At 43.2% G+C, this 21,857-nt stretch carries 17 protein-coding genes; 11 read left to right on the forward strand and 6 right to left on the reverse strand.

The genetic code is table 11. The features are described 5' to 3' along the window. Position 1 precedes the first annotated feature (1 nt). From V7K25_RS21395 to V7K25_RS21405, 3 genes are all read left to right on the forward strand, one after another. Positions 2 to 1,888 carry a S9 family peptidase gene (locus V7K25_RS21395; RefSeq protein WP_335160461.1) on the forward strand — a complete coding sequence of 629 codons (1,887 nt, stop codon included), beginning with the start codon at positions 2 to 4 and terminating at the stop codon, positions 1,886 to 1,888. A gap of 152 nt (positions 1,889 to 2,040) precedes the next feature. Beyond that, positions 2,041 to 3,276, forward strand: a complete 1,236-nt coding sequence (locus V7K25_RS21400) for a chromate transporter (RefSeq protein WP_335160462.1) — start codon at positions 2,041 to 2,043, stop codon at positions 3,274 to 3,276. Between the two features lie 123 nt (positions 3,277 to 3,399). Next, a complete protein-coding gene (locus tag V7K25_RS21405) occupies positions 3,400 to 3,528 on the forward strand; it encodes a hypothetical protein (RefSeq protein WP_335160463.1) in 129 nt (42 codons plus the stop codon). 62 nt (positions 3,529 to 3,590) lie between these two features. Here V7K25_RS21405 and V7K25_RS21410 read toward each other — a convergent pair whose 3' ends face one another. The 5 genes from V7K25_RS21410 to pheS all read right to left on the reverse strand — a co-directional run bounded on the left by V7K25_RS21410 (position 3,591) and on the right by pheS (position 6,994). Beyond that, positions 3,591 to 3,935, reverse strand: a complete 345-nt coding sequence (locus V7K25_RS21410; RefSeq protein ID WP_335160464.1) for a DUF5615 family PIN-like protein — start codon at positions 3,933 to 3,935, stop codon at positions 3,591 to 3,593. After that, positions 3,932 to 4,225 (reverse strand): DUF433 domain-containing protein, encoded by a 294-nt coding sequence (locus V7K25_RS21415; protein WP_099102280.1) that lies wholly within the window; start codon positions 4,223 to 4,225, stop codon positions 3,932 to 3,934. Before V7K25_RS21415 ends, V7K25_RS21410 begins: the two co-directional genes overlap by 4 nt. 267 nt (positions 4,226 to 4,492) lie before the next feature. Next, complete coding sequence (locus V7K25_RS21420; RefSeq protein WP_335160465.1) at positions 4,493 to 5,152, reverse strand: DUF7003 family protein; 660 nt, start codon at positions 5,150 to 5,152, stop codon at positions 4,493 to 4,495. 103 nt (positions 5,153 to 5,255) lie between these two features. Further along, positions 5,256 to 5,831 carry a Uma2 family endonuclease gene (locus V7K25_RS21425; RefSeq protein WP_335160466.1) on the reverse strand — a complete coding sequence of 192 codons (576 nt, stop codon included), beginning with the start codon at positions 5,829 to 5,831 and terminating at the stop codon, positions 5,256 to 5,258. 170 nt (positions 5,832 to 6,001) lie between these two features. After that, on the reverse strand, positions 6,002 to 6,994 hold the full coding sequence (gene pheS, locus V7K25_RS21430) for a phenylalanine--tRNA ligase subunit alpha (RefSeq protein WP_229490194.1): 993 nt from the start codon (positions 6,992 to 6,994) through the stop codon (positions 6,002 to 6,004). A 526-nt stretch (positions 6,995 to 7,520) separates the two neighbouring features. Here pheS and surE point away from each other — a divergent pair. The 6 genes from surE to secA all read left to right on the forward strand — a co-directional run bounded on the left by surE (position 7,521) and on the right by secA (position 16,312). Next, positions 7,521 to 8,318 carry a 5'/3'-nucleotidase SurE gene (gene surE / locus V7K25_RS21435; RefSeq protein ID WP_335160467.1) on the forward strand — a complete coding sequence of 266 codons (798 nt, stop codon included), beginning with the start codon at positions 7,521 to 7,523 and terminating at the stop codon, positions 8,316 to 8,318. A gap of 287 nt (positions 8,319 to 8,605) precedes the next feature. Beyond that, positions 8,606 to 9,502: an MBL fold metallo-hydrolase gene (locus V7K25_RS21440; RefSeq protein WP_335160468.1), complete on the forward strand. Its 897-nt coding sequence runs from the start codon at positions 8,606 to 8,608 to the stop codon at positions 9,500 to 9,502. 501 nt (positions 9,503 to 10,003) lie between these two features. Then, positions 10,004 to 11,083 carry a bifunctional riboflavin kinase/FAD synthetase gene (locus V7K25_RS21445; protein WP_335160469.1) on the forward strand — a complete coding sequence of 360 codons (1,080 nt, stop codon included), beginning with the start codon at positions 10,004 to 10,006 and terminating at the stop codon, positions 11,081 to 11,083. Between the two features lie 101 nt (positions 11,084 to 11,184). Then, positions 11,185 to 12,093 carry an AAA family ATPase gene (locus V7K25_RS21450; protein WP_335160503.1) on the forward strand — a complete coding sequence of 303 codons (909 nt, stop codon included), beginning with the start codon at positions 11,185 to 11,187 and terminating at the stop codon, positions 12,091 to 12,093. A 521-nt stretch (positions 12,094 to 12,614) separates the two neighbouring features. Beyond that, on the forward strand, positions 12,615 to 13,208 hold the full coding sequence (locus V7K25_RS21455; RefSeq protein WP_335160470.1) for a cytochrome C: 594 nt from the start codon (positions 12,615 to 12,617) through the stop codon (positions 13,206 to 13,208). 311 nt (positions 13,209 to 13,519) lie between these two features. Further along, positions 13,520 to 16,312 (forward strand): preprotein translocase subunit SecA, encoded by a 2,793-nt coding sequence (secA, locus tag V7K25_RS21460; protein ID WP_335160471.1) that lies wholly within the window; start codon positions 13,520 to 13,522, stop codon positions 16,310 to 16,312. A gap of 73 nt (positions 16,313 to 16,385) precedes the next feature. Here secA and V7K25_RS21465 read toward each other — a convergent pair whose 3' ends face one another. Beyond that, entirely contained in the window at positions 16,386 to 18,746 is a 2,361-nt protein-coding gene (locus tag V7K25_RS21465) for a serine/threonine-protein kinase (protein WP_335160472.1), read from the reverse strand. Positions 18,747 to 19,480: 734 nt separating this feature from the next. Here V7K25_RS21465 and V7K25_RS21470 point away from each other — a divergent pair. Together V7K25_RS21470 and V7K25_RS21475 are read left to right on the forward strand one after the other, a co-directional pair. Beyond that, on the forward strand, positions 19,481 to 20,002 hold the full coding sequence (locus tag V7K25_RS21470; protein ID WP_041565194.1) for a LabA-like NYN domain-containing protein: 522 nt from the start codon (positions 19,481 to 19,483) through the stop codon (positions 20,000 to 20,002). Between the two features lie 95 nt (positions 20,003 to 20,097). Beyond that, positions 20,098 to 21,702, forward strand: coding sequence for a 2-isopropylmalate synthase (locus tag V7K25_RS21475; RefSeq protein ID WP_335160473.1), 1,605 nt, complete (start codon positions 20,098 to 20,100; stop codon positions 21,700 to 21,702). The last annotated feature ends 155 nt before the right edge of the window (positions 21,703 to 21,857 follow it).

Below are 21,857 nucleotides of genomic sequence, written 5' to 3' on the forward strand. Positions count from 1 at the left end.
TATGTCATCTGCTCAAGCGCCCGCCCTACCACCGCTAATTCCGCGCGAAATTCTGTTTGGGAATCCCGAAAAAACCAGCCCACAACTCTCGCCTGATGGCAAGTACTTGGCATATATCGCCCCTGATGAAAAAAATGTCTTGCAGGTATGGTTGCGAACTATAGGACAAGAAGACGACCAGATACTAACTGCCGACAAAAAGCGCGGTATCCGCATTTTCTTCTGGACTTATAACGCCGACCAGTTGATTTATATGCAGGACTCGGATGGCGACGAGAACTTTCACCTCCACTTGGTTAATATTCACTCCAAGATTGTGCGTGACTTAACGCCATTCCAGGGTGTAAAAGCCGAACTCGTGGAACTGGAAGCGAAATTTCCAGATCAAATACTGGTAGCCTTGAACTTGAACAATCCCCAAAAGTTTGACGTTTACCGCATCAACTTAAAAAATGGTGCTGTGGAGTTCGACACTGACAACCCCGGTAACATTATCAGTTGGACATCTGACGCTGATTTCCAAATACGTGCAGCGACAGCCAGCACAGGTGATGGCGGTTACGACCTCTTATTGCAGAAACCCGATAAACAGTGGGAAATTCTTCGCCACTGGGGGTCAGAGGAAGAAGGGAATTCTGTAAGTTTTTCGGCTGATGGTAAAACCCTTTATATTCAAGGGAATCACGATGCCAACGCCAAACGTCTGCTAGCTGTTGACCTAGACACCCGTCAAGAAACTGTTATTGCTGAAGACCAGCAGTATGATGTCGTCGGGATAATCATTCAACCACTGACGCGAGTTATCCAAGCAGTTTCTTTCTACAAAGATAAACAAGAATGGCAAGTAATTGACCAAGGTATCGCCGCAGATTTTGAGGAAATCGCTAAGGTGCGTCCTGGAGAATTCTCTATAATTAGCCGCGACTTGGAAGATAAAACTTGGGCTTTAGCTTATAGAACTGACGATGGGCCAGTTTATTACTATGCCTACAATCGAGAGTCAAAAACTAGCACCTTCCTCTTTAGTAACCAACCCAAACTCGAAACGTTGCAGTTAGCTTCAATGCAACCGATTTCTTACGAAGCACGGGATGGCTTAACTATCCACAGTTACCTAACAACCCCTGTAGGAATACCTACCCAGAATCTACCAACAGTACTCCTGGTTCATGGCGGCCCTTGGGCGCGGGATACTTGGGGTTTTTCTCCCACAGCGCAATGGCTAGCTAATCGGGGTTATGCTGTTCTGCAAGTGAACTTTCGCGGTTCTACTGGCTACGGTAAAGCATTTTTGAATGCTGGTAATCGAGAATGGGCTGGCAAAATGCACGATGACTTGATTGACAGCGTGAACTGGTTAGTAGAAAAAGGCATTTCCGACCCACAAAAGATTGCGATTATGGGCGGTTCTTATGGAGGTTACGCCACCCTAGTGGGGTTAACTTTTACACCAGAAATTTTTGCTGCTGGTGTGGATATTGTCGGGCCAAGTAACCTAATTACTTTGATAGAAACTATACCCCCTTATTGGGAACCATTGAAGGCAATGCTTTATCATCGTGTCGGTAACTTGGAGACAGAAGAGGAATTTTTAAAATCGCGATCGCCTTTATTCTTTGCTGATCGAATTCAAAAACCTTTACTGATTGGTCAAGGTGCAAATGATCCGCGAGTGAAACAATCAGAAAGCGATCAAATTGTCAATGCAATGCAGCAGGCTGGTTTGCCAGTACAATATGCACTTTACCCCGATGAAGGACATGGTTTTGTCAGACCAGAAAATCGGTTGCACTTTTTTGCGATCGCAGAAGAGTTTCTCGCCAAATACTTAGGCGGCAGATTTGAACCTTTGGCAGATATCCCCGGTCATTCAGGAATTGTTAGATAAAGTCTCACGCATGGTGGTTAGTGTAATTCACTGACCACCTTTTTTTTGGCTTAAGTTGACATATATGGTCAATACTATGTTTCTACAAGCCTCTGTGTTCATCTATGGTTAAATATTTGTTCTGTACTTTATCCATAATCAGGAAAACTATAGTGACACAAGAAGCTGAGGATATCCAGAAAGAGCAAGAAGTACTTTCCTATAATGTTTTGACTCCCAGACAACAGAAGCAGCGATTAACAGAACTGGCAACGGTATTTTTCCGATTGGGGACGATCGCTTTTGGTGGCCCTGCTGCCCACATCGCCATGATGGACAATGAAGTAGTGAATCGCCGTCAGTGGATGAGCCGGGAAAAACTGCTAGATTTGCTGGGAATTACGAATTTGATTCCAGGCCCCAACTCGACGGAATTAGCGATTCACATTGGCTACGAACGAGCCGGATGGCGTGGTTTACTGGTTGCGGGTAGCTGCTTTATTCTACCTGCGATGCTGATCGTTTGGGCATTAGCCGCCATTTATGCTCGCTATCAAACAGTTCCTCAAGTGGAATGGCTGCTCTATGGAATTAAACCTGTAATAATTGCGATCGTGATTCAGGCTGTGTGGAATCTGGGGAAAAAGGCAGCTAAAGATGTGCCGACGATCATTGCAGGGATGGCAGCGATGTCTACGACGGGCTTCGCCAACGCAGCGTATTTAGCTGGATTGAACGAAATTTTGGTGCTGATTTTACTAGGTATCGCTGTCATGCTACTAAAGAATTGGCAAGCTAGAGGACACACAAGTGGAGCATTTCTGTTACCTATTTCAGGTATTCTGGCGCAGGTTGGTAGTACAACAGCAGCAGTTACATCAGTCAGTTGGGCTAGCGTCTTTGTCTTTTTTCTCAAAATTGGATGTGTTCTCTATGGCAGTGGTTATGTGTTGCTGGCATTTCTGCAACGGGATTTGGTCGAGCGCAACCAGTGGCTGACATCACAACAGCTTTTAGATGCCGTAGCGATCGGGCAGTTTACACCGGGGCCTGTTTTTACCACCGCAACATTTATTGGGTATTTGCTAGCAGGAAATGCCGGGGCAATTGCTGCTACAATTGGCATTTTCTTGCCAGCTTTTCTGCTGGTTTGGGTAGTTAATCCTTGGGTGCCTAAGTTACGTCAATCTTCTTGGGCAAGTGGATTTCTGGATGGTGTAAATGCGGCTTCTCTGGGATTAATGGCAGGAGTAACTTACACATTAGGACGAGCCGCGCTAGTAGATTGGTTAACAATTATCGTAGCAATTGTGAGTGCGATCGCTGTGTTTAAATTTAAAATAAATTCTGCCTGGTTAGTACTGGTAGGAGGGGCGATCGGATTTGTTTCACACATATTATTAGGTTAAAGATAGCAATAAAAAAGTGGTTCTAATTTTTTTACGGCTAAAATTTAATTTTTTGCTTTTGACTTGTTCAGTAATTATCTGACTTTCCAAGCTTGGAGTAATTACTGTGCTGTTAATTGTAAATTGGGGAAGATAGTAGAAGCGATGTCTACGACGGGCTATGCCTACGCAGAAGAGTTTCTCGCCAAATACTTAAGCGAAAGATTTGAATCTTTAGCAGATATCCCTGGTCATTCAGAAATAGTTAAATAAAGTCTCAAAAAGGTGGTTAGTGTCATCCACCGACCACTTTAATATTTTTAATTTGAAAGAATTCATGCATACAACAACTGATTCCTAATTTCATCAGCCGTTAGTGTGCTTACCAGAATACCAATCCGTTGCGCGACTTCATAAGCGTTTTTCTGAGGCACAATGATAATTCCAAAATGTTCTTTATTCTCCTCTATATACTGGAGATGCAACCGCTCAAAATCGACACGGTTATGTGTCAGAATACATCTGCCTACAGAAGTTGCAAATTCAAGTTGCTCGCGGTCAGTTTTGCCGAGGGTTACTTGTTCAGGAACAGTTACGATATCTAAACCGCGCGAACGTAACAGTGTAGCAACCAACGCTGACATATCCTCATCACTGTAAAGTGCAGCAAAAACCGTCACGATGTCCCCAATATAGCTTTTACAGATGGATGTATTAATTCATCGGGTACTCGGTTTCGCTCAATGTATTCATTAATTTCGGCTTGATGATCGAGATAAAAACTCAAGGCATCAAACACTTGTGCCAGTGTCAGATGTGGCAAATGGTTCAGGATTTCTTCTGGCATAATCCCCAATCGCCACAAACCGACAATGGCACGAACAGATGTCCGAGTACCTATAATAATTGGCTCTCCACTTAAAATTTCAGGGTTACGGGTAACGTAGCGCGAGGAGGTTTCAGCAAACATAGAACGAATCACTCAGCAGAACTGGCATTGCCTTTAGTTTACCAATAGTTTTGGTCAGCAGGAGGCTGGTGCGATCGCAGAGGAATTTCTCGCCAAATACTTAGGCGGAAGATTTGAACCTTTGGCAGATATCCCTGGTCATTCAGGAATAGTTAAATAAAGTCTGAAAATGATGGTTAGTGCCATTCACCGACCACCTTAATATTTTTAATTCAGTAAATACTAAAGCTAAAAGATGTTGGAATATGTAAACTACATAGCTATTTGTTAAGATGTCATCCATTTTCGCCAATCAACATTTGGCTCTTCACAGGGCTTGTAGAAGTTTGGATCGCCTGTAACAAGAACTTTAGCAATCATTTGCATTGACTTAGTATCACTCGGTTGAAAATGCCTATCAGCTTGATAATTCCATCCGAAAACATCTGGATGATGCCAATTGTCTAGTTGGATGACTTGTAATAAATCATTCGACGCAATTAACTGTAGCTCATTGTCAGTGGCTAACATTTTAGTGCGGTACTCAGATAGTAGGTGAACGAGGAGATCAAAACCAAAATTTCGATGTCGTTGGATTGATTGGGTATTTAAGGTCAAAGCTTCGCCACGAATTTTCAAATGCATTACATTTGTATGCTTCCAGTTGTCCTCGTTTTCAATTACTACTGGAAATAAAGTCTCAACCAGTCCATTTTCTAAGTCTGAACGGTTGCTGAAAACATAAATTGCTAATACAGGTTGGATGCCTGCAAGTCCATACCAATTTACGAGTTCCTCGAATACAATAACCCAGTAAGCATCGCTGCGAAAGGCTGTCATTCGAGCAGATACCATGTGAATATTGATGGTAGTGAAACCTGGAAAATCAAGATTTCCATTAGCTTTATCTAAGCACTTTAGAATTTCATCAACGGTGTAAGTTCCCATGCAGCACCTAAAAACAAACCATCAAATTCAATGGTACTTTACTAAAAATAAATGTGAAGTTAGTCCTCGTAATTATCTGATTTAACAAGGATTAGGTATTGCTTTATCCAGCGTTGAGTACTTGCTCTGCTGTTAGCTGTAACTCTGGGAAAATAGTAGAAGCGATCGCACTGTTTCCTGTAAATCTGGTTTCTTCATAAAACCCGTCAACTAATATCAGTACGGTAACTCTGTTCATTTGTGGATCAACAATCCAATATTCAGCAATTCCCCTTGCGGCATACTCGGAACGTTTGTAGCGATAGTCCCGATCTTCGTTAGCTTTGCCAGGAGAAACAACTTCGACAACTAATGCTGGAGGTGGCATATCCAGGGTGATTGTCGATCGCGTTGCACCTTCTAAGGCGGTTGCAAGTTCATCCGTCAGCATAACTAAGTCAGGAATGCGAGTTGTCGCACGAGAACCAGCAACAACAATTTCAACTTTGTTACTTAACCGATTAACTGGAACGAACTTGAGGAAATTTACCAGCAAAAAGAGAGATATCTGGACATTTTTTGGGCTTTCAGGTGGCATGGCAACTAACTCACCTGCCACCAGTTCATACTGGCTATCGGTGCGATCGTCATACTTCAGATATTCCTCAAGCGTTAGACGTTTGCCAGTAATTATAGTCATATAAAGTCAACAGAACAGAAGTTACATACTGATAGTTTACTAAATTCATCAATCCCGATATTTTATTTAAAACCACAGATAATTCATAGGTATTTATCTGTGGTTATATTTTCATCATATTGACTTTTGCAAATTTAGTAAACGCCCGATTATTTAAAGCGATCGCTTCCCTAAAATTGCTGCAAAAATCGCAGATCACTAGCATATAACCGACGAATATCATCGATTTGATGTAACACCATTGCAAAGCGTTCTACACCAAAACCAGCAGCAAACCCAGTATAAACTTCTGGATCATAACCCACAGACTTAAGTACATTTGGATCGACCATACCGCAGCCCATTACCTCTAGCCAGCGACCATTCCACTGCAAATCCACTTCAGCCGAGGGTTCAGTAAACGGAAAATAACTGGCACGGAAGCGAATTGGCAAATCGCCAAATATTGCTTGTAAAAATACCTTAATTGTGCCTTTGAGGTCTGTAAAAGTTAATCCCTCGTCAATGGCTAAAAGTTCTATTTGATGGAAAACTGCCGAGTGAGTCGCGTCTACATTGTCTCGCCGATAAACTCGCCCTGGAGCCACAACCCGAATCGGTGGTTCTTCTCTTTCCATGTAACGAATTTGCACTGATGAGGTATGAGTGCGTAAAAGATTACCATCTGGCAGGTAGAAGGTATCCTGCATATCACGGGCGGGGTGGTCAGGCGGGGTATTAAGAGCCTCGAAATTATAGTAATCTGTTTCCATTTCTGGCCCTTGAGCCACGGTGTAGCCCATACCAACAAAAATATCCAGTGCCCTGTCAATAATTCCATTGAGAGGATGAATGCGACCTTGGGGGCTGTAAATTCCTGGCATAGTTACATCCAGAGTTTCAGCCTCTAGCAAAGCTTGAATTTGTGCAGCTTCTAAGGCAGCACGTTGCTGGTCTAGACTAGTTTGCAAAGATTCTTTGACTGTATTGGCGATCGCTCCAATTTTTGGTCGTTCTTCTGCACTCATCTGCCCCATACTTCGCAACAGTGCCCCCAGTTCCCCTTTTTTACCCAGATAGTTAACTCTGAGTTCCTCCAGACGTTCTAGGGTGTCGGCGGCTGCGATCGCTTTTTCTCCTTCCTGCCGCAGTGCTAAAAGTTGAGCTTCTAAATTGCTAGTCATTAGTTATTAGTCATTGGTCATTAGTCATTAGTCATTAGTCTATAGTCAAAAGCTGTAAGCTGCTCGATAAATCAACTTACAGCTATACCATTAACATCAGGCAAGGGTGAGGGTCAGCCTCAACCTTTGGGGATATTGCGCGAACGGGGAAGTCAAAAGTCCAAACCAAACCTTTGTTTATCAGTTAGAGACGATTGGGCTACCACAGCTTGGCATAAATCAAGCTATAGGACACCTATTTGATTGCCTGAAAAAACTCGCCCTCAACTCAAAAAGGCTGATTCCCTACTCTCTACTCAAATAAGTTCAGAAATCAAATCGGATTGCCATAACATATCACTTACAAGACTTGGGGATTGAGCAACTTGTTTTAAAGGTAGGCAAACTTCCTGCACACTGTACTAATGAGTATAAATGTTTTTTGCTACTTGTGACTTCAGACATTGACAAATGGCTAATAACAAATAACAAATAACTAATGACCAACGACAAATGATCAATGACAAATGACCAATGACTAAAGACTATGAAATTACTAATTAGCAACGATGATGGCATTTCTGCCTTGGGGATTCGTACCCTAGCTAACTACTTGGCAGAGGCAGGTCATGATGTCAGTGTAGTTTGCCCAGATCGAGAGCGATCGGCAACTGGACACGGGTTAACTTTACACCAACCCATTCGCGCCGAAATTGTTGAAGGGATTTTTCATCCTGCTGTCAAAGCTTGGGCTTGCGATGGTACGCCTTCAGATTGTGTCAAATTAGCGCTGTGGGCTTTGCTAGATACTCCCCCCGATTTGGTTCTCTCTGGCATTAATCAGGGTGCCAATTTGGGAACTGAAATCTTGTATTCCGGCACTGTTTCGGCAGCAATGGAAGGTTTAATTGAAGGTATTCCCAGCGTAGCGCTGAGTCTTATTAGTCACACCTCTAAAGACTTTCAACCTGCTGCGAAGTTTGCCAAAATTCTCGTAGACCAGTTAGCCCAAAAACCTCTGCCAGATTTAATGTTGCTCAACGTCAATATTCCTGCCCTTAAGTGGGAAGAAATTGCCGGAGTGACTCTTACTCGCCAAGGAGTGCGGCATTACATTGATGTGTTTGATAAACGAGTTGATCCTCGTGGAAAAACGTACTACTGGTTAACCGGAGAGGTAATTGAGGATGCAGAACCCCCAACCGGATTAAATCTGCTTCAAAATGTACCGTTAGATGTGCATGTTGTACGTAAAAATTACATCAGTATAACTCCGCTACAATACAATCTTACTTACGCAGATGGGCTAAATAAATTGTCTGAGTGGGAATTCAATTTTCAGTGAATCATTTGATTTATCTGGATAAAACTAGAATTATTTAAATGCATTAGAGAAAAATGTAGGCTATAACGTAGGGGCACTCTTGAAATAACCGATACACATCCACCCGAAAAACTGGAAAATTCTACTTGAGAGTCTCTCATTCACATTTACACAATCAGCCAGAAACAGTGTATGCTGTTTTACCAAGAAATCCTCCTTATAGCAGAATTGGTGAGACAGCATAAACTTAGACAAAATAAGTAGCAATCTTTTCACTTATCGCCCGCTCAGTCCAGCAAGCAATACCCATGTCTAGGATAGAGAACCAATTTACCGTACAATTTTGGGGCGTTCGCGGCAGCATCCCCAGTCCAGGGCCAAACACCGTTCGTTACGGCGGTAATACCCCTTGCATCTCAATGCAAGCGGGCGATAAACGCTTAATTTTCGATGCAGGCACGGGACTACATGTTTTGGGGCAATCTTTGTTGCGCCAAATGCCATTAGAAGCTCATATATTTTTTACCCACTCTCACTGGGATCACATGCAGGGTTTTCCCTTCTTTACCCCAGGATTTGTGAAGGGAAATGACTTTCATATCTACGGCGCGATCGCACCTGATGGTTCTACTATAGAACAGCGCCTCAATGACCAGATGTTGCACCCGAACTTTCCTGTACCCTTGCAAATTATGCAAGCCAATTTAAGTTTCTACGACATTCGACCGGGGCAACCAATCCATATTGATGACCTTACCGTAGAAACAGCACCTTTAAACCATCCAGGTGAAGCTGTAGGATACCGCGTTAATTGGCGTGGTGGTGCTGCTACTTATATCACTGATACCGAACATTTTCCCGACCGACTCGATGATAATGTGCTGTGGCTAGCTCGGAATGCTGACATTCTGGTTTACGATTCCACTTACACAGACGAGGAATACTATTCCCCCAAATCCCCGAAAATTGGCTGGGGACATTCTACCTGGCAAGAAGCGGTGAAAGTGGCACAAGCTGCTAATGTAAAAACTCTGGTGATTTATCACCACGACCCTGCACACGATGATGACTTTTTGGATTGTGTAGGGAAACAAGCAGCTGCGAAATTTCCTGGGGCGATCATGGCACGGGAAGGATTGGTACTTCAGATTCCCACCTCAGTTGTCTTATCAGAATCTTTTCCTGTTAGTAAGTTTTCTACCTAAAAGATTGCGATCGGAGGAATTGGAGATTTTAGATTAGATTGGTGATCAGAAGCTTTCAGCGCGAGAGCATACCTGTTGGCTATACGGTGAGACAGCGCTGCCGGGAGTTGTCACGCCAACCATAGGATAAGGGCGACAACAGGAGGACATACCTTATAGATTCACCAACGCAGTCCAGATACCCACAGACGCCCTCTCTTGCGGCTAATCGGAGGGTAAACACCTTCGTTGCAGTCTCAACAACGAACTAGAGCCTTTTTAGCTCTGGTATTTGGGTTATCTGGACTTAGTAATTAGCTTTCAAGCTAATGGTACAAGATACCATCTTGGGCAACTTCCCGTGGGTTAAGCTTTTGGCTGATAGCTAAAAGGGGTAGCATCAACACCCTGGCTGATCGCACAAGACCTCATGGGCAGTTAGTGAATGTCCTCCTCAAGGCGGTTTACCATAAGGTAGCTTCCTGCTGATAGCTAAAATAAACCTAAAATCTCAGAATCCACGTGCTAAATTTGTCTAAAAATGGGTGTTCTGTGTGGGTTGCTTCTTCAAGCGAAGGGCTGCTAACGCCGACTGCTGTTGCCCTTGGCAAGTTTGATGGTGTTCATCTTGGTCATCAAAGGGTAATTCAACCAGTCTTGCACGCTGATGGTCAGTTGTCAGTAGCCAGTAGTCCGCAGTCAAAGGAAAATCAACAACTAGCAAATCAAGAATATATTTACTCAACAGTTGTTACCTTTGACCCCCATCCACAGGAATTTTTTACGGGGCAACCCCGGACTTTGTTAACGCCACTGGATGAAAAAGTCCAACAATTGCGATCTCTTGGGGTAGAACAACTTGTATTACTACCCTTTGACAAAGAATTATCTGCTTTGACCCCTGAAGAATTCGTCCAAAAAATTCTTGTGCAACAACTGCGATGCCAGCAAATTAGCATCGGGCAGGATTTTTGTTTTGGCGAAAAGCGCAGTGGCACTGCTAAAGATTTGCAATTAATCGCTGCCAAGCACAATATCCCCGTTACCATCGTTCCTTTACAAACTTATACAGGTAACTCGCCCACCGAAAGCAGTTGCGTCAGTACTAATCCGACTCAGGATGCCCGCATTAGCACTTCATTGATCCGCCAAACCCTTGAGCAAGGCGACATCGAAAATGCAAATCTACTACTAGGACGCCCCTACACTCTCCTTGGTGTTGTCGTTCAAGGTCAACAATTGGGCAGAACAATTGGCTTTCCCACCGCCAACCTCCAATTACCAAAAGAAAAGTTTTTGCCCCGCCAAGGAGTCTATGCTGTCCGTGTTTTCATTCTCAGTGAAACATTAGATGTCCCTCCTAGTGAAACCTTGGGCGTAATGAATATTGGTAACCGCCCAACTGTAAATGGTACTTATTCATCTGCGGAAGTACATCTGTTCGATTGGTCTGGTGATTTGTATGGCAAAAAACTGGCTGTGGAACTAGTAAAATTTTTGCGCCCTGAACAAAAATTTGCTTCTCTAGAAGCCCTGAAAACACAAATTCAACTTGACTGTGTTGTTGCTAAAGAAATTTTGAGTGCTGAGTGGGAACAATAGATAGGGCATGGGGCATAGGTTATTAATTCATCTTCCCAATGCCCAATGCCCTATGCCCTATGCCCAATTCCCAATTCCCTACTCCCCACTCCCCGCACCGCATGAGAGAAAAAATTGACGCTTTAACGCAAAATCTGGCTCTTACCATTGTTGGCAAAGCTGAGGCAATACGCTTAGTGCTAGTAGCCTTGCTTGGTGGTGGTCATGCCCTGCTAGAAGATGTCCCTGGTGTTGGTAAAACCCTACTCGCTAAATCTCTAGCTCGTTCACTGGATGGTAAGTTTCAACGGCTACAATGTACCCCCGATTTACTGCCAACTGATATTACTGGCACTAACATCTGGAACCCAAAAAACGGCGAATTTACTTATCTTCCTGGCCCAATTTTTACCAATATCCTCCTAGCTGACGAAATTAACCGCGCTACACCCCGCACTCAGTCAGCTTTATTAGAAGTCATGGAAGAACATCAGGTAACAGTCGATGGTGTCTCTCGTGCAGTTCCTCAGCCCTTTTTTGTCATTGCCACTCAAAACCCTATTGAGTATCAAGGTACTTTTCCACTACCGGAAGCGCAAATGGATCGATTCATGTTGTCGTTGAGTTTGGGCTATCCTTCCGAGGCAGAAGAACTCCTTATGCTGCAAAATCTCCAAAATGGTGTGAAGGTTGCTGATTTGCAGCCTTGTATTACCTTGGCAGAAGTACAGGAATTGCGTTACCTCTGCTCTCAAGTAAAAGTGGCACCCTCCTTGCAACAGTACATCCTCGAATTGGTGCGAGTAACACGGCAAGATGAGGAAATAGCCCTTGGTGTTAGTCCGCGTGGCACATTAGCATTACAACGGGCTACCCAAGCGCTAGCTTTTCTATTAGGGCGTGATTATGCCATTCCCGATGATGTGAAATTTCTCGTCCCTCATGTTCTTTGCCATCGCCTGATTCCTAGAGGTGGACGGAATGCAAGAACTGTTGTTGAGCGATTATTGCGATCGGTTTCTATTCCTTAAAGATAACTGTTGCTTCTAAGCTTTTACCTAATTGCTTTCTCTTGAAAATGCTACTAACAGAACCTGAAATTAAACAAGTTCTAGACCAAACTAAAGCTGCTTTTCCCAACTTGATTAACTGAAAATATGGCGTTGCCTACGGCGGGCTACGCCTATGCATTCCTGGTATTGGTGAAGTGTATATTGTTTAGAAGGTGAGAGTTCGCAACAATAGTATCCAAAAAGGTAAGAGTGCTGGATACCGATTAATTTATTAAATTGAATCACCTACAAGTATTTTGCTAGTAACTATTTATTCCAAATCTGACTGAGAAGATATTGGTGCAAATGAAATCCGAGATATTATGGCTGATTTTCCTAGTGAGTCAGGTTAAAACTGCTAAGAGATTTTTCCTTGCAATGTTGAGAGATGCAGACGCAGAAGGGCTTGCTAATAGCCATTGCTATATTACTACTGACAACGCTGGGGAAGTCCTATGATTAGCACAAGCGCCACTTCTGAATATCTGGGAATGTGAGGAATGTCAATTTTTGTTAAGCGCAAAATCCGCGATCGCGAAAACCGCCCGTTTCACAGCGCTCCCCTTGTACTACAACAAAGCGCCGAACGCCAATTCAAACGCCAATTTTTCGGTTTACTTCTAGTAATTGTAACCTGGAGCCTAGCTATGGGTTGGCTTCTAGCCTTGGCAACTAATGCCCAAAGTGCTACTCCCACCGCCGAAATTGGCACTGTTGATGTAGTGCCTGCACAGTATCAATTAGGACAAGAACTGTATTTAGAAAACTGCTCCACATGCCACATCGGCTTACCACCAGCCGTTTTACCCACCCAAACTTGGAAAAATCTTCTGGAAGACTCGCAGCACTACGGCGCACAACTAAAGCCTTTAGTCGATCCGCCACGCATCTTGGTGTGGAAATATCTTTCGACTTTCTCTCGTGTTAAGCGAGACGACGAAGAAACACCATATCGCCTTAATGACTCACGTTATTTTAAAGCTTTGCATCCAGGAGTTAAATTACCACGCCCCGTGCAGCTTGGCAGCTGTGTCAGTTGTCATCAAGGCGCTAGCGATTACAATTTCCGCCGCCTAACAGCAGAATGGAAGTGAGGAGTAGAGACGCGATTAATCACGTCTCTACAGGAGTGAGGAATTGAAAAATTCATAACTCCTAACTCTATTCCCCACTCCCTCTCTGGCCTCATCTGGGGGCAAAATGATACTATGAAGAAAGACTAAATAATCAGATAAGAGTTAAAACCAATCATTTAGTTAACTGATTGCCTCGTTTTTCTCCTGTTTTTGAGTTAATTCTCATTTGACACCCATCCACAACCAAGAAGGTTGGGTTGGGTTAAATGTTTATAATCAATGCCAAACCTTTAATTCCCATCCCCCTTGATTCAGTTCTATAATCTGCCATGCTAAAACTTTTGTTGGGCGACCCCAACGCTCGTAAGCTTAAAAAATACCAACCTTCTGTTACTGAAATTAACCTTCTAGAGGAAGAAATTAAGGTTCTTTCCGATGAGGAGTTAAAAGGTAAAACCGTCGAGTTTAAACAACGGTTTGCCAAAGGCGAAGCCCTGGATGACCTATTGCCCGAAGCTTACGCCGTTGTCCGGGAAGCAGGACGGCGAGTCTTAGGCTTGCGGCACTTTGATGTTCAACTCCTTGGCGGTATCATTTTGCATGTAGGGCAAATTGCCGAAATGAAAACCGGTGAGGGTAAAACGCTTGTAGCAACCTTACCGAGTTATTTAAATGGTATTACTGGTAAAGGTGTACACGTCGTCACTGTGAACGATTACTTAGCTCGTCGAGATGCTGAATGGATGGGACAGGTGCATCGGTTCTTGGGGCTGAGTGTAGGGCTAATCCAGTCAACCATGACTCCCAGCGAACGCCAGAAAAACTATGATTGCGATATTACTTATGTTACCAACAGCGAGGTAGGATTTGACTACCTGCGGGATAACATGGCGACATCAATGGCAGATGTGGTGCAACGCCCGTTCAATTATTGCGTGATTGACGAGGTAGACTCGATTTTAATTGATGAGGCGCGGACACCGCTAATTATTTCTGGGCAGGTGGAAAGACCTACAGAAAAGTATCTGCAAGCAGCCGAAATCGCATTCACACTCCAAAAAGACGAGCATTATGATGTGGATGAAAAAGCTCGTAACGTGCTTTTGACTGATGAAGGATTTGCTGAATCCGAAAATCTTTTGGGAGTCACAGATTTATTTGACCCTGAAGATCCTTGGGCACACTTCGTTTTCAATGCAATTAAAGCCAAAGAACTTTTTCTCAAGGACGTAAATTACATCGTCCGTAATGGCGAAGTCGTAATTGTAGATGAATTTACCGGTCGGGTGCTACCCGGACGGCGTTGGAGTGATGGATTACACCAGGCTATCGAAGCTAAAGAACACGTAGAAATTCAGCCAGAAACTCAAACTCTAGCGACAATTACTTATCAAAATCTGTTCTTGCTGTATCCAAAACTGGGTGGAATGACCGGAACGGCAAAAACGGAAGAACCAGAATTTGAAAAAATTTACAAATTGGAAGTTGCGGTAATTCCTACAAACCGCGATCGCAGACGCGAAGATTTGTCTGATATGGTCTTTAAGACAGAACCAGGCAAGTGGGGTGCGATCGCTAAAGAATGTGCCGAAATGCACGAACTCGGTAGACCTGTATTAGTGGGAACCACTAGTGTTGAAAAATCCGAACTTCTGAGTAGACTGCTGAAGGACTTGGCGATTCCCCACGAATTACTCAATGCCCGTCCCGAAAACGTCGAGCGTGAGGCGGAAATCGTCGCCCAAGCAGGACGAAAAGGTGCTGTTACCATTGCTACTAACATGGCTGGTAGAGGTACAGATATCATTCTGGGTGGGAACTCCGAATACATGGCACGTCTGAAGCTGCGGGAATACTTCATGCCCCGGATTGTCATGCCAGAAGATGAAGATAGCTTTGGCGTTCAAAGACCAGCCGGATTGCCTACAGGACATGGCGGTGGTCAAGGCTTTGTCCCTGGTAAAAAAGTCAAAACTTGGCGGGCTTCGCCAGAAATTTTCCCCACCCAATTGACAAAAGAAACAGAAAAACTACTCAAAGATGCAGTAGAAATTGCGGTGCGTGAGTATGGCGATCGCAGTTTATCGGAATTGGAAGCTGAAGACAAGGTAGCTATAGCCGCAGAAAAAGCTCCTATTGATGACCCTGTGATTCAAAAATTACGGGAAGCTTACAACCGCGTTAAGCAGGAATACGAACAATTTACTACCCGCGAGCATGATGAAGTAGTGGGAATCGGTGGTTTACACGTAATTGGTACAGAACGCCACGAATCGCGGCGGATTGATAACCAGTTGCGCGGACGTGCAGGAAGACAAGGCGACCCTGGAACCACGAGATTCTTCCTCAGTTTAGAGGATAACCTACTGCGGATTTTTGGTGGCGATCGCGTTGCTGGGTTAATGAATGCTTTCCAAGTGGAAGAAGATATGCCCATTGAATCTGGGATGCTCACCCGCAGTTTGGAAGGCGCACAGAAAAAAGTTGAAACCTACTACTACGACATCCGTAAGCAGGTATTTGAGTATGACGAGGTGATGAATAATCAGCGTCGTGCTATTTACGCTGAACGCCGTCGGGTGCTAGAAGGTCAAGATTTGAAAGAACAGGTAATCAAGTACGCTGAAAAAACGATGGATGATATCGTTGACTACTACATCAACGTAGACTTGCCCTCGGAAGAGTGGGAGTTAGAAAAGCTAGTTGAGAAAGTTAAAGAATTCGTCTATCTGTTAGAGGATTTGCAACCAAATCAATTAGAGGATATGACAGTCAGCGAGATTAAAGCCTTCCTCCATGAACAGGTGCGAATTGCTTACGACCTCAAAGAAGCGCAGATTGACCAAGTTCAACCCGGACTGATGCGCCAAGCAGAACGCTTCTTTATCTTGCAACGCATTGATACTCTGTGGCGGGAACACCTGCAACAAATGGATGCTTTGCGCGAATCGGTAGGATTACGTGGTTATGGGCAAAAAGACCCACTGATTGAGTATAAGAGCGAGGGTTACGAATTGTTCTTGGATATGATGATTAACATTCGCCGAGACGTTGTGTATTCATTGTTCATGTTCCAACCGCAGCCCCAGCAGATGGTGCAACCTTCGTCTGAGATGGTGTAAGTAGAGAATATCTCATGCAGAGACGCAGAAGCACAGAAAGTGCTTTTGCGTCTTTGTTTTATGCTAGTAGTGCTCAAGTAGTTTCTGAGGATGCTTCTGAGCAAGATTTTGTAGGAGCGCCTAAGTCATCTAAAGTATTCATTAATGAGTCATTCTGTAGCATGGGGTACCTGGTTGGGAAGTTTAAAATATCGTCAAAAGCTTTAAGCTCCTCAAGAGCCTCTGATGCAGACTGATATCGCTGTTTGAAGTCATCCAGCACCATTTTACTGAGAATCTTAGCGAAGGAGTGACTCACCTGGGTGGGTAGTTTACCGCCGTAGGCATCGATCCATTTTATCTCTCCATCAGCATCTCTAGGTAGCTCACGGGGGGCCATACCAGTTAAGGCTTTAATTCCAACCATGCCGACTGCATAGATATCACTACTGTAGTGTGGACGCCCAAAACATTGCTCGCTTGGTGCATAACCCTGAGTACCAATGCCGATGGTGAAGGGGCTTTGCTCTTGATGATCGGGCGGTTTTGTACTAACTTCTTTGACAGCCCCAAAGTCAATCAGGATTAGTTTACCGTCTGAGTGTCGGCGGATGATATTACTGGGCTTAATATCTCGGTGAATCACATTGTTTTTATGGACAAATGTTAATGTTTGCAATAAGTCTCTGACAATTCTGATTGCTGCAATTTCCTCAATTGCTCTGCCTGGTGGCAATTCTTGATTTAAAGGATGACCAATGATCTGTTCTTGTACTAAATAAAATTCTTCATCTTCTTCAAAATACGCCAAAAGTTGCGGAATTTGAGGGTGTGTTCCTAATTTTTCGAGTGTTTGCGCCTCTGAGTTAAATAAGCGTCTGGCAAGTTGCAAGGCTTCTGGTTTGGTGTTGGCTGGTTTTAGTTGTTTGACAACACATCGCGGATTGCCAGGACGTTGGGTATCTTCGGCAATGTAGGTTTCACTAAATCCACCGGAACCGAGAACTTTGACAATTCTGTAGCGTCTAGCCAGGACTTTTCCTGATAAGGCTAAATCTCGTTGCTGGATTAGGTCTTGTAAATCATCTTGTTGGCTGATAATCTCTTGGACAACGGCGGAAGTTTTATACTTCTGAAAAATGTCTACTAATTGGCGTTTTTTAATACTTTCTCTTACTAATGAGGTTCCCAGGTAGGAAAATCCAATCATAGCGATCGCAATCATTGGTACAGTAGTGGGAAAAATTAACTGACTATAGACAAAAAACCCATAACTAATTCCTGCCCAAGTAGCAGACAGGGCGAGGCTATAGAGAAATCTATTGATAGTACGCTTGCGTCTGCTAATCATCAAGGCTGTACTGCCAACTATAATTAGCACAAACAAACCTCGTAACGGTAGACTATTAAATGCTGAGGCGATCGCTTTACCTTGCATCAAAGTTGCGATCGCATTGGCGTGAATTTCCACGCCCGACATGGGTTTAGCGCTGTTGCTACCAGCGACTGGATAATAATCATTATGTAACTTATCTGTTGCACCAATCAGCACTATCTTGTCTTTGAAGACCTTTCCTTGCTGCAAATAGGTGTTCCAGTTTTCCGGGTCGAGTACATGCCAAAAGGGTATTTGATCAAATGTACCCGCAGGCCCCCAAAAATGAATGCGATCGCCCTTTGGTCGGGGATAATTTACCTGTGCGGCCCTGATTGCTGCTTCATCAAAAGAGGGTAGCTTCTCGATCAAATTATCTTCAGCTAACAACTTAGAAAACTCACTCGCCAATCGATGAACTTTACCATCTGTCTCCAAGGGGAAATTCACTGAGCCAATGGACACCGACCCTGTACGAAACATCTGTTGTGGGTCAATCAGTTGCATAAAAGACCCTTGGTGCGTCTGGGAATTTTCGTAGACGGCTGCTAAGGTAACTTTGCTACCATATTTTTGCAATACTGCCTGGAGTTGGCGATCGTCAGTAGCTCCATAACTACTTGGCGTGTCAAAAACGACATCTACCGCTACAGAACGGACACCTGCTTTGATTAACTTTGTGATTACCTGAGCATAAGCAGCCCGTTTATAAGGATAAGATTTCAGTGTTTCTAAGTAGGCATACTGTTTTGGATTTGTTTTATAGTACTGTTCGGGAACTGATATTGACTGATCGTCTATTGCTAAAATTACGACGTCTTCTGGAGGCAAAATCGGCCCACGCACTTGAAAAAAGGCAGAAAGCGCCTTATTTTCCATCAATTGAACCAATTCCCCACCAGAAGTACTCAGCACTGCTGCACCTACTGCCCAACCGCCAGCGAGGAGATGACCTAAAAGAATCATCCACCTAGACTGACGAGCCGATGCTGTTGACGTTACCTTTGTCGGTTTACTTGACAGTCTATTGGCAGTAGAGACATAGTTTTTAGTTAAGGTAGATGTAGGTTCTTCTGCCATATCGTGTTACTGATTGATTTAAGTCCAACACTTTTATTTATTCAGACCACGTTTTAGTACAAGCACATTGAAATAAGACTTAAATGACAATCTTATACATTTGTAAAGTATCTTCTATTCATCAACAAACTTTTATTGGCAAAGGTAGCCCCCAAGAGATTCCTACTCAGGTACTGCCTAAATTATTATTTTTCTGTTGAGTTAGTTACAACTAGTGATTGTCTCACAGATTATAGCCGGATATACTTCGTCTCTGTAGTTAGTTGGGGCGAGATTTTACCCTAACTAACAAGTATGTTCTTAACTGGGGTTTTACCAGAAGCTGTCCCAAGGTTGTCTTCTGTCTTTGGCGCAATATTGATACTCCCCATAAAGCGTATCCTTATACTGAAAGCTAAACCTATAGATAGGCATCAACCTATATCCTAGCCTAAGCCTATACCATACCTCTTTAGGAGTAAAATTTAGTGTTATACAGTTATGAATGCTGTTACTAGTTCAATTTTATTGGTAGATTTTGATCGTAGGGTAGCTCTTGCAGTGCCGGAGGTGAATAAGGTTTAGCACCCAGTATCTCAACTCCAATGTTGCAGGCGTTTTTATGCCTTGAAAGAGGTAGGATAAAAGCTCCAGATGAAGAGTTAGTTTATAGATATTAGCAAACAAGGCATTTGAAAATTGCTATAATCTATTGTTCCATCTAAATTCATATATATTATTAGGTGTAAATTTGTATGGGTTCTCCAATGAATCGTCTGTCTATTTTTGTAGACGGAAACAATATGTTCTATGCTCAACAAAAAAATGGTTGGTTTTTTGACCCTCGGCGAGTTTTAGAATACTTCAAACATGAGCAATCAGAAACAACATTAATTAATGCATTCTGGTACACTGGCTTAAAAGACCCCCAAGATCAGCGAGGTTTTAGAGATGCTCTAATTAGTCTAGGATATACAGTTAGAACTAAAATTCTTAAAGAATATTATGATGATACCTCTGGTCGTTACTCGCAAAAAGCGAATTTAGATATTGAAATTGTTGTAGATATGTTTAATACAGTAGACCAGTATGACCGAGTAGTATTATTCAGTGGCGATGGAGATTTCGAAAGAGCAATCGAACTATTACGTTCAAAAAATACACATATTACAGTAGTATCGACAGAAGGAATGATCGCTAGAGAACTACGAAATGCTACTGACAGATATATAGATTTAAATGATATCAGAGATCAAATAGAAAAAACAGAAGGTTAGTAGTCTTAGCAATTATTTACAAAAGTAAGAGTAAAAGAAAAACTAAGGTTGAAGATATTTTGATACACAAGTAAAAATTAAACAACAAAACGCAAATGACAAATAAAACAGACCGAATCATCATTTTTGATACTACACTGCGAGATGGAGAGCAGTGTCCAGGAGCAACTCTGAATATAGACGAGAAGCTAGTTATTGCCAAGCAACTGGCACGTCTGGGTGTGGATATAATTGAGGCAGGCTTTGCCTTTGCGAGTCCCGGAGATTTTGAAGCAGTCAGCAAGATTGCCAAAATTGTCGGGACAGAAAATGGCCCGGTAATTTGCAGTTTGGCAAGAGCGATTAAAGCAGATATTGAAGCAGCCGCAGAAGCATTAAAACCAGCAGTTAACGCCAGAATTCACACATTTATTTCCACTTCTGACATACATTTAGAGTATCAGTTGCGGAAGTCACGGGCAGAAGTGCTAGTGATCGCAGAAGAAATGGTAGCTTATGCCAAGTCCTTCGTCACAGATGTAGAATTTTCACCGATGGATGCGGCTCGTTCCGATCCAGAATTTCTTTACCAAGTGTTAGAGCGAACGATCGCAGCTGGTGCAACAACAGTTAACATTCCTGATACTGTCGGTTATACAACCCCTAGTGAGTTTGGAGCAATCATTAAGGGGATTATCGAAAATGTCCCTAACATCGACCAAGCGATTATTTCCGTTCACGGTCATAATGATTTAGGTTTGGCAGTAGCTAACTTCTTAGAAGCCGTGAAAAATGGCGCACGCCAACTAGAATGTACCATCAATGGCATTGGCGAACGTGCCGGAAATGCATCACTAGAAGAATTAGTGATGGCGTTGCATGTGCGACGGCAATATTTTAATCCCTTTTTGGGAAGACCAGAAGAATCTCAAGAATCCCTGACAAATATCGACACTCGGCAAATTTACAAAACCTCACGCTTAGTTTCCAATTTGACGGGAATGCTGGTACAACCAAATAAAGCGATCGTGGGGGCGAATGCCTTTGCTCATGAGTCTGGAATTCACCAAGATGGTGTGCTAAAAAATAAGCTCACCTACGAAATTATGGATGCCCAATTGATTGGCTTAACAGACAATCAAATAGTTTTGGGCAAACATTCAGGTAGAAATGCTTTCCGCACTCGGTTGAAAGAATTGGGCTTTGAACTGTCAGATACTGAGTTAAATAAAGCATTCGTCAGATTCAAAGAAGTAGCAGATAAAAAGAAAGATATTTCTGATTGGGATTTGGAAGCGATCGTTAACGATGAAATCCAACAAGCACCCGATTTGTTTCGAGTAGAGTTAGTGCAAGTTTCCTGTGGTAGCAACGCCCGCCCCACCGCTACAGTCACCCTCCGCACCCCAGACGGTGAAGAATTAACCGATGCTGCGATCGGTACTGGGCCAGTGGATGCAGTTTACAAAGCTATCAACCGGGTGGTGAATGTGCCCAATGAGTTGATTGAGTTTTCTGTGCAGTCAGTAACAGCCGGTATTGATGCTATTGGAGAAGTAACGATTCGTTTACGTTATGAATCTAAAGTTTTTTCTGGTCATGCAGCGAATACAGATATCATCGTGGCATCAGCGCAAGCTTATCTAAATGCGCTCAATAGGCTGTATTCTGCGTTGCAAAGGCAAGAAAAGCCAGAGGAAGTATCCGCACAGAAAGTTTGAGATTGTATCTGTCAAACTGCTTATAATACAAGCACCACACCTTGTTTTTAGGATCAGCCAAAAAACTCCTTCCCGACTTTGGCGAGGAGTAAATAACCCCACTTCGCCTGCTCTTAGGGACGGGGTGGGGTTATTCGGGTTTAATAAGTAATTAA

The sequence above is a fragment of the Nostoc sp. genome (assembly GCF_036919495.1).
Classification (GTDB): Bacteria; Cyanobacteriota; Cyanobacteriia; order Cyanobacteriales; family Nostocaceae; genus Nostoc.

What these genes read in the sequence shown, in the direction of transcription:
- V7K25_RS21395 (WP_335160461.1), top strand. Translation starts at nt 2, where the DNA reads ATGTCATCTGCTCAAGCGCCCGCCCTACCACCGCTAATTCCGCGCGAA.
- V7K25_RS21415 (WP_099102280.1), bottom strand. Translation starts at nt 4,225, where the DNA reads ATGTTTGCTGAAACCTCCTCGCGCTACGTTACCCGTAACCCTGAAATT.
- V7K25_RS21420 (WP_335160465.1), bottom strand. Translation starts at nt 5,152, where the DNA reads ATGGGAACTTACACCGTTGATGAAATTCTAAAGTGCTTAGATAAAGCT.
- V7K25_RS21425 (WP_335160466.1), bottom strand. Translation starts at nt 5,831, where the DNA reads ATGACTATAATTACTGGCAAACGTCTAACGCTTGAGGAATATCTGAAG.
- pheS (WP_229490194.1), bottom strand. Translation starts at nt 6,994, where the DNA reads ATGACTAGCAATTTAGAAGCTCAACTTTTAGCACTGCGGCAGGAAGGA.
- surE (WP_335160467.1), top strand. Translation starts at nt 7,521, where the DNA reads ATGAAATTACTAATTAGCAACGATGATGGCATTTCTGCCTTGGGGATT.
- V7K25_RS21440 (WP_335160468.1), top strand. Translation starts at nt 8,606, where the DNA reads ATGTCTAGGATAGAGAACCAATTTACCGTACAATTTTGGGGCGTTCGC.
- V7K25_RS21450 (WP_335160503.1), top strand. Translation starts at nt 11,185, where the DNA reads ATGAGAGAAAAAATTGACGCTTTAACGCAAAATCTGGCTCTTACCATT.
- V7K25_RS21455 (WP_335160470.1), top strand. Translation starts at nt 12,615, where the DNA reads ATGTCAATTTTTGTTAAGCGCAAAATCCGCGATCGCGAAAACCGCCCG.
- secA (WP_335160471.1), top strand. Translation starts at nt 13,520, where the DNA reads ATGCTAAAACTTTTGTTGGGCGACCCCAACGCTCGTAAGCTTAAAAAA.
- V7K25_RS21465 (WP_335160472.1), bottom strand. Translation starts at nt 18,746, where the DNA reads ATGGCAGAAGAACCTACATCTACCTTAACTAAAAACTATGTCTCTACT.
- V7K25_RS21470 (WP_041565194.1), top strand. Translation starts at nt 19,481, where the DNA reads ATGGGTTCTCCAATGAATCGTCTGTCTATTTTTGTAGACGGAAACAAT.
- V7K25_RS21475 (WP_335160473.1), top strand. Translation starts at nt 20,098, where the DNA reads ATGACAAATAAAACAGACCGAATCATCATTTTTGATACTACACTGCGA.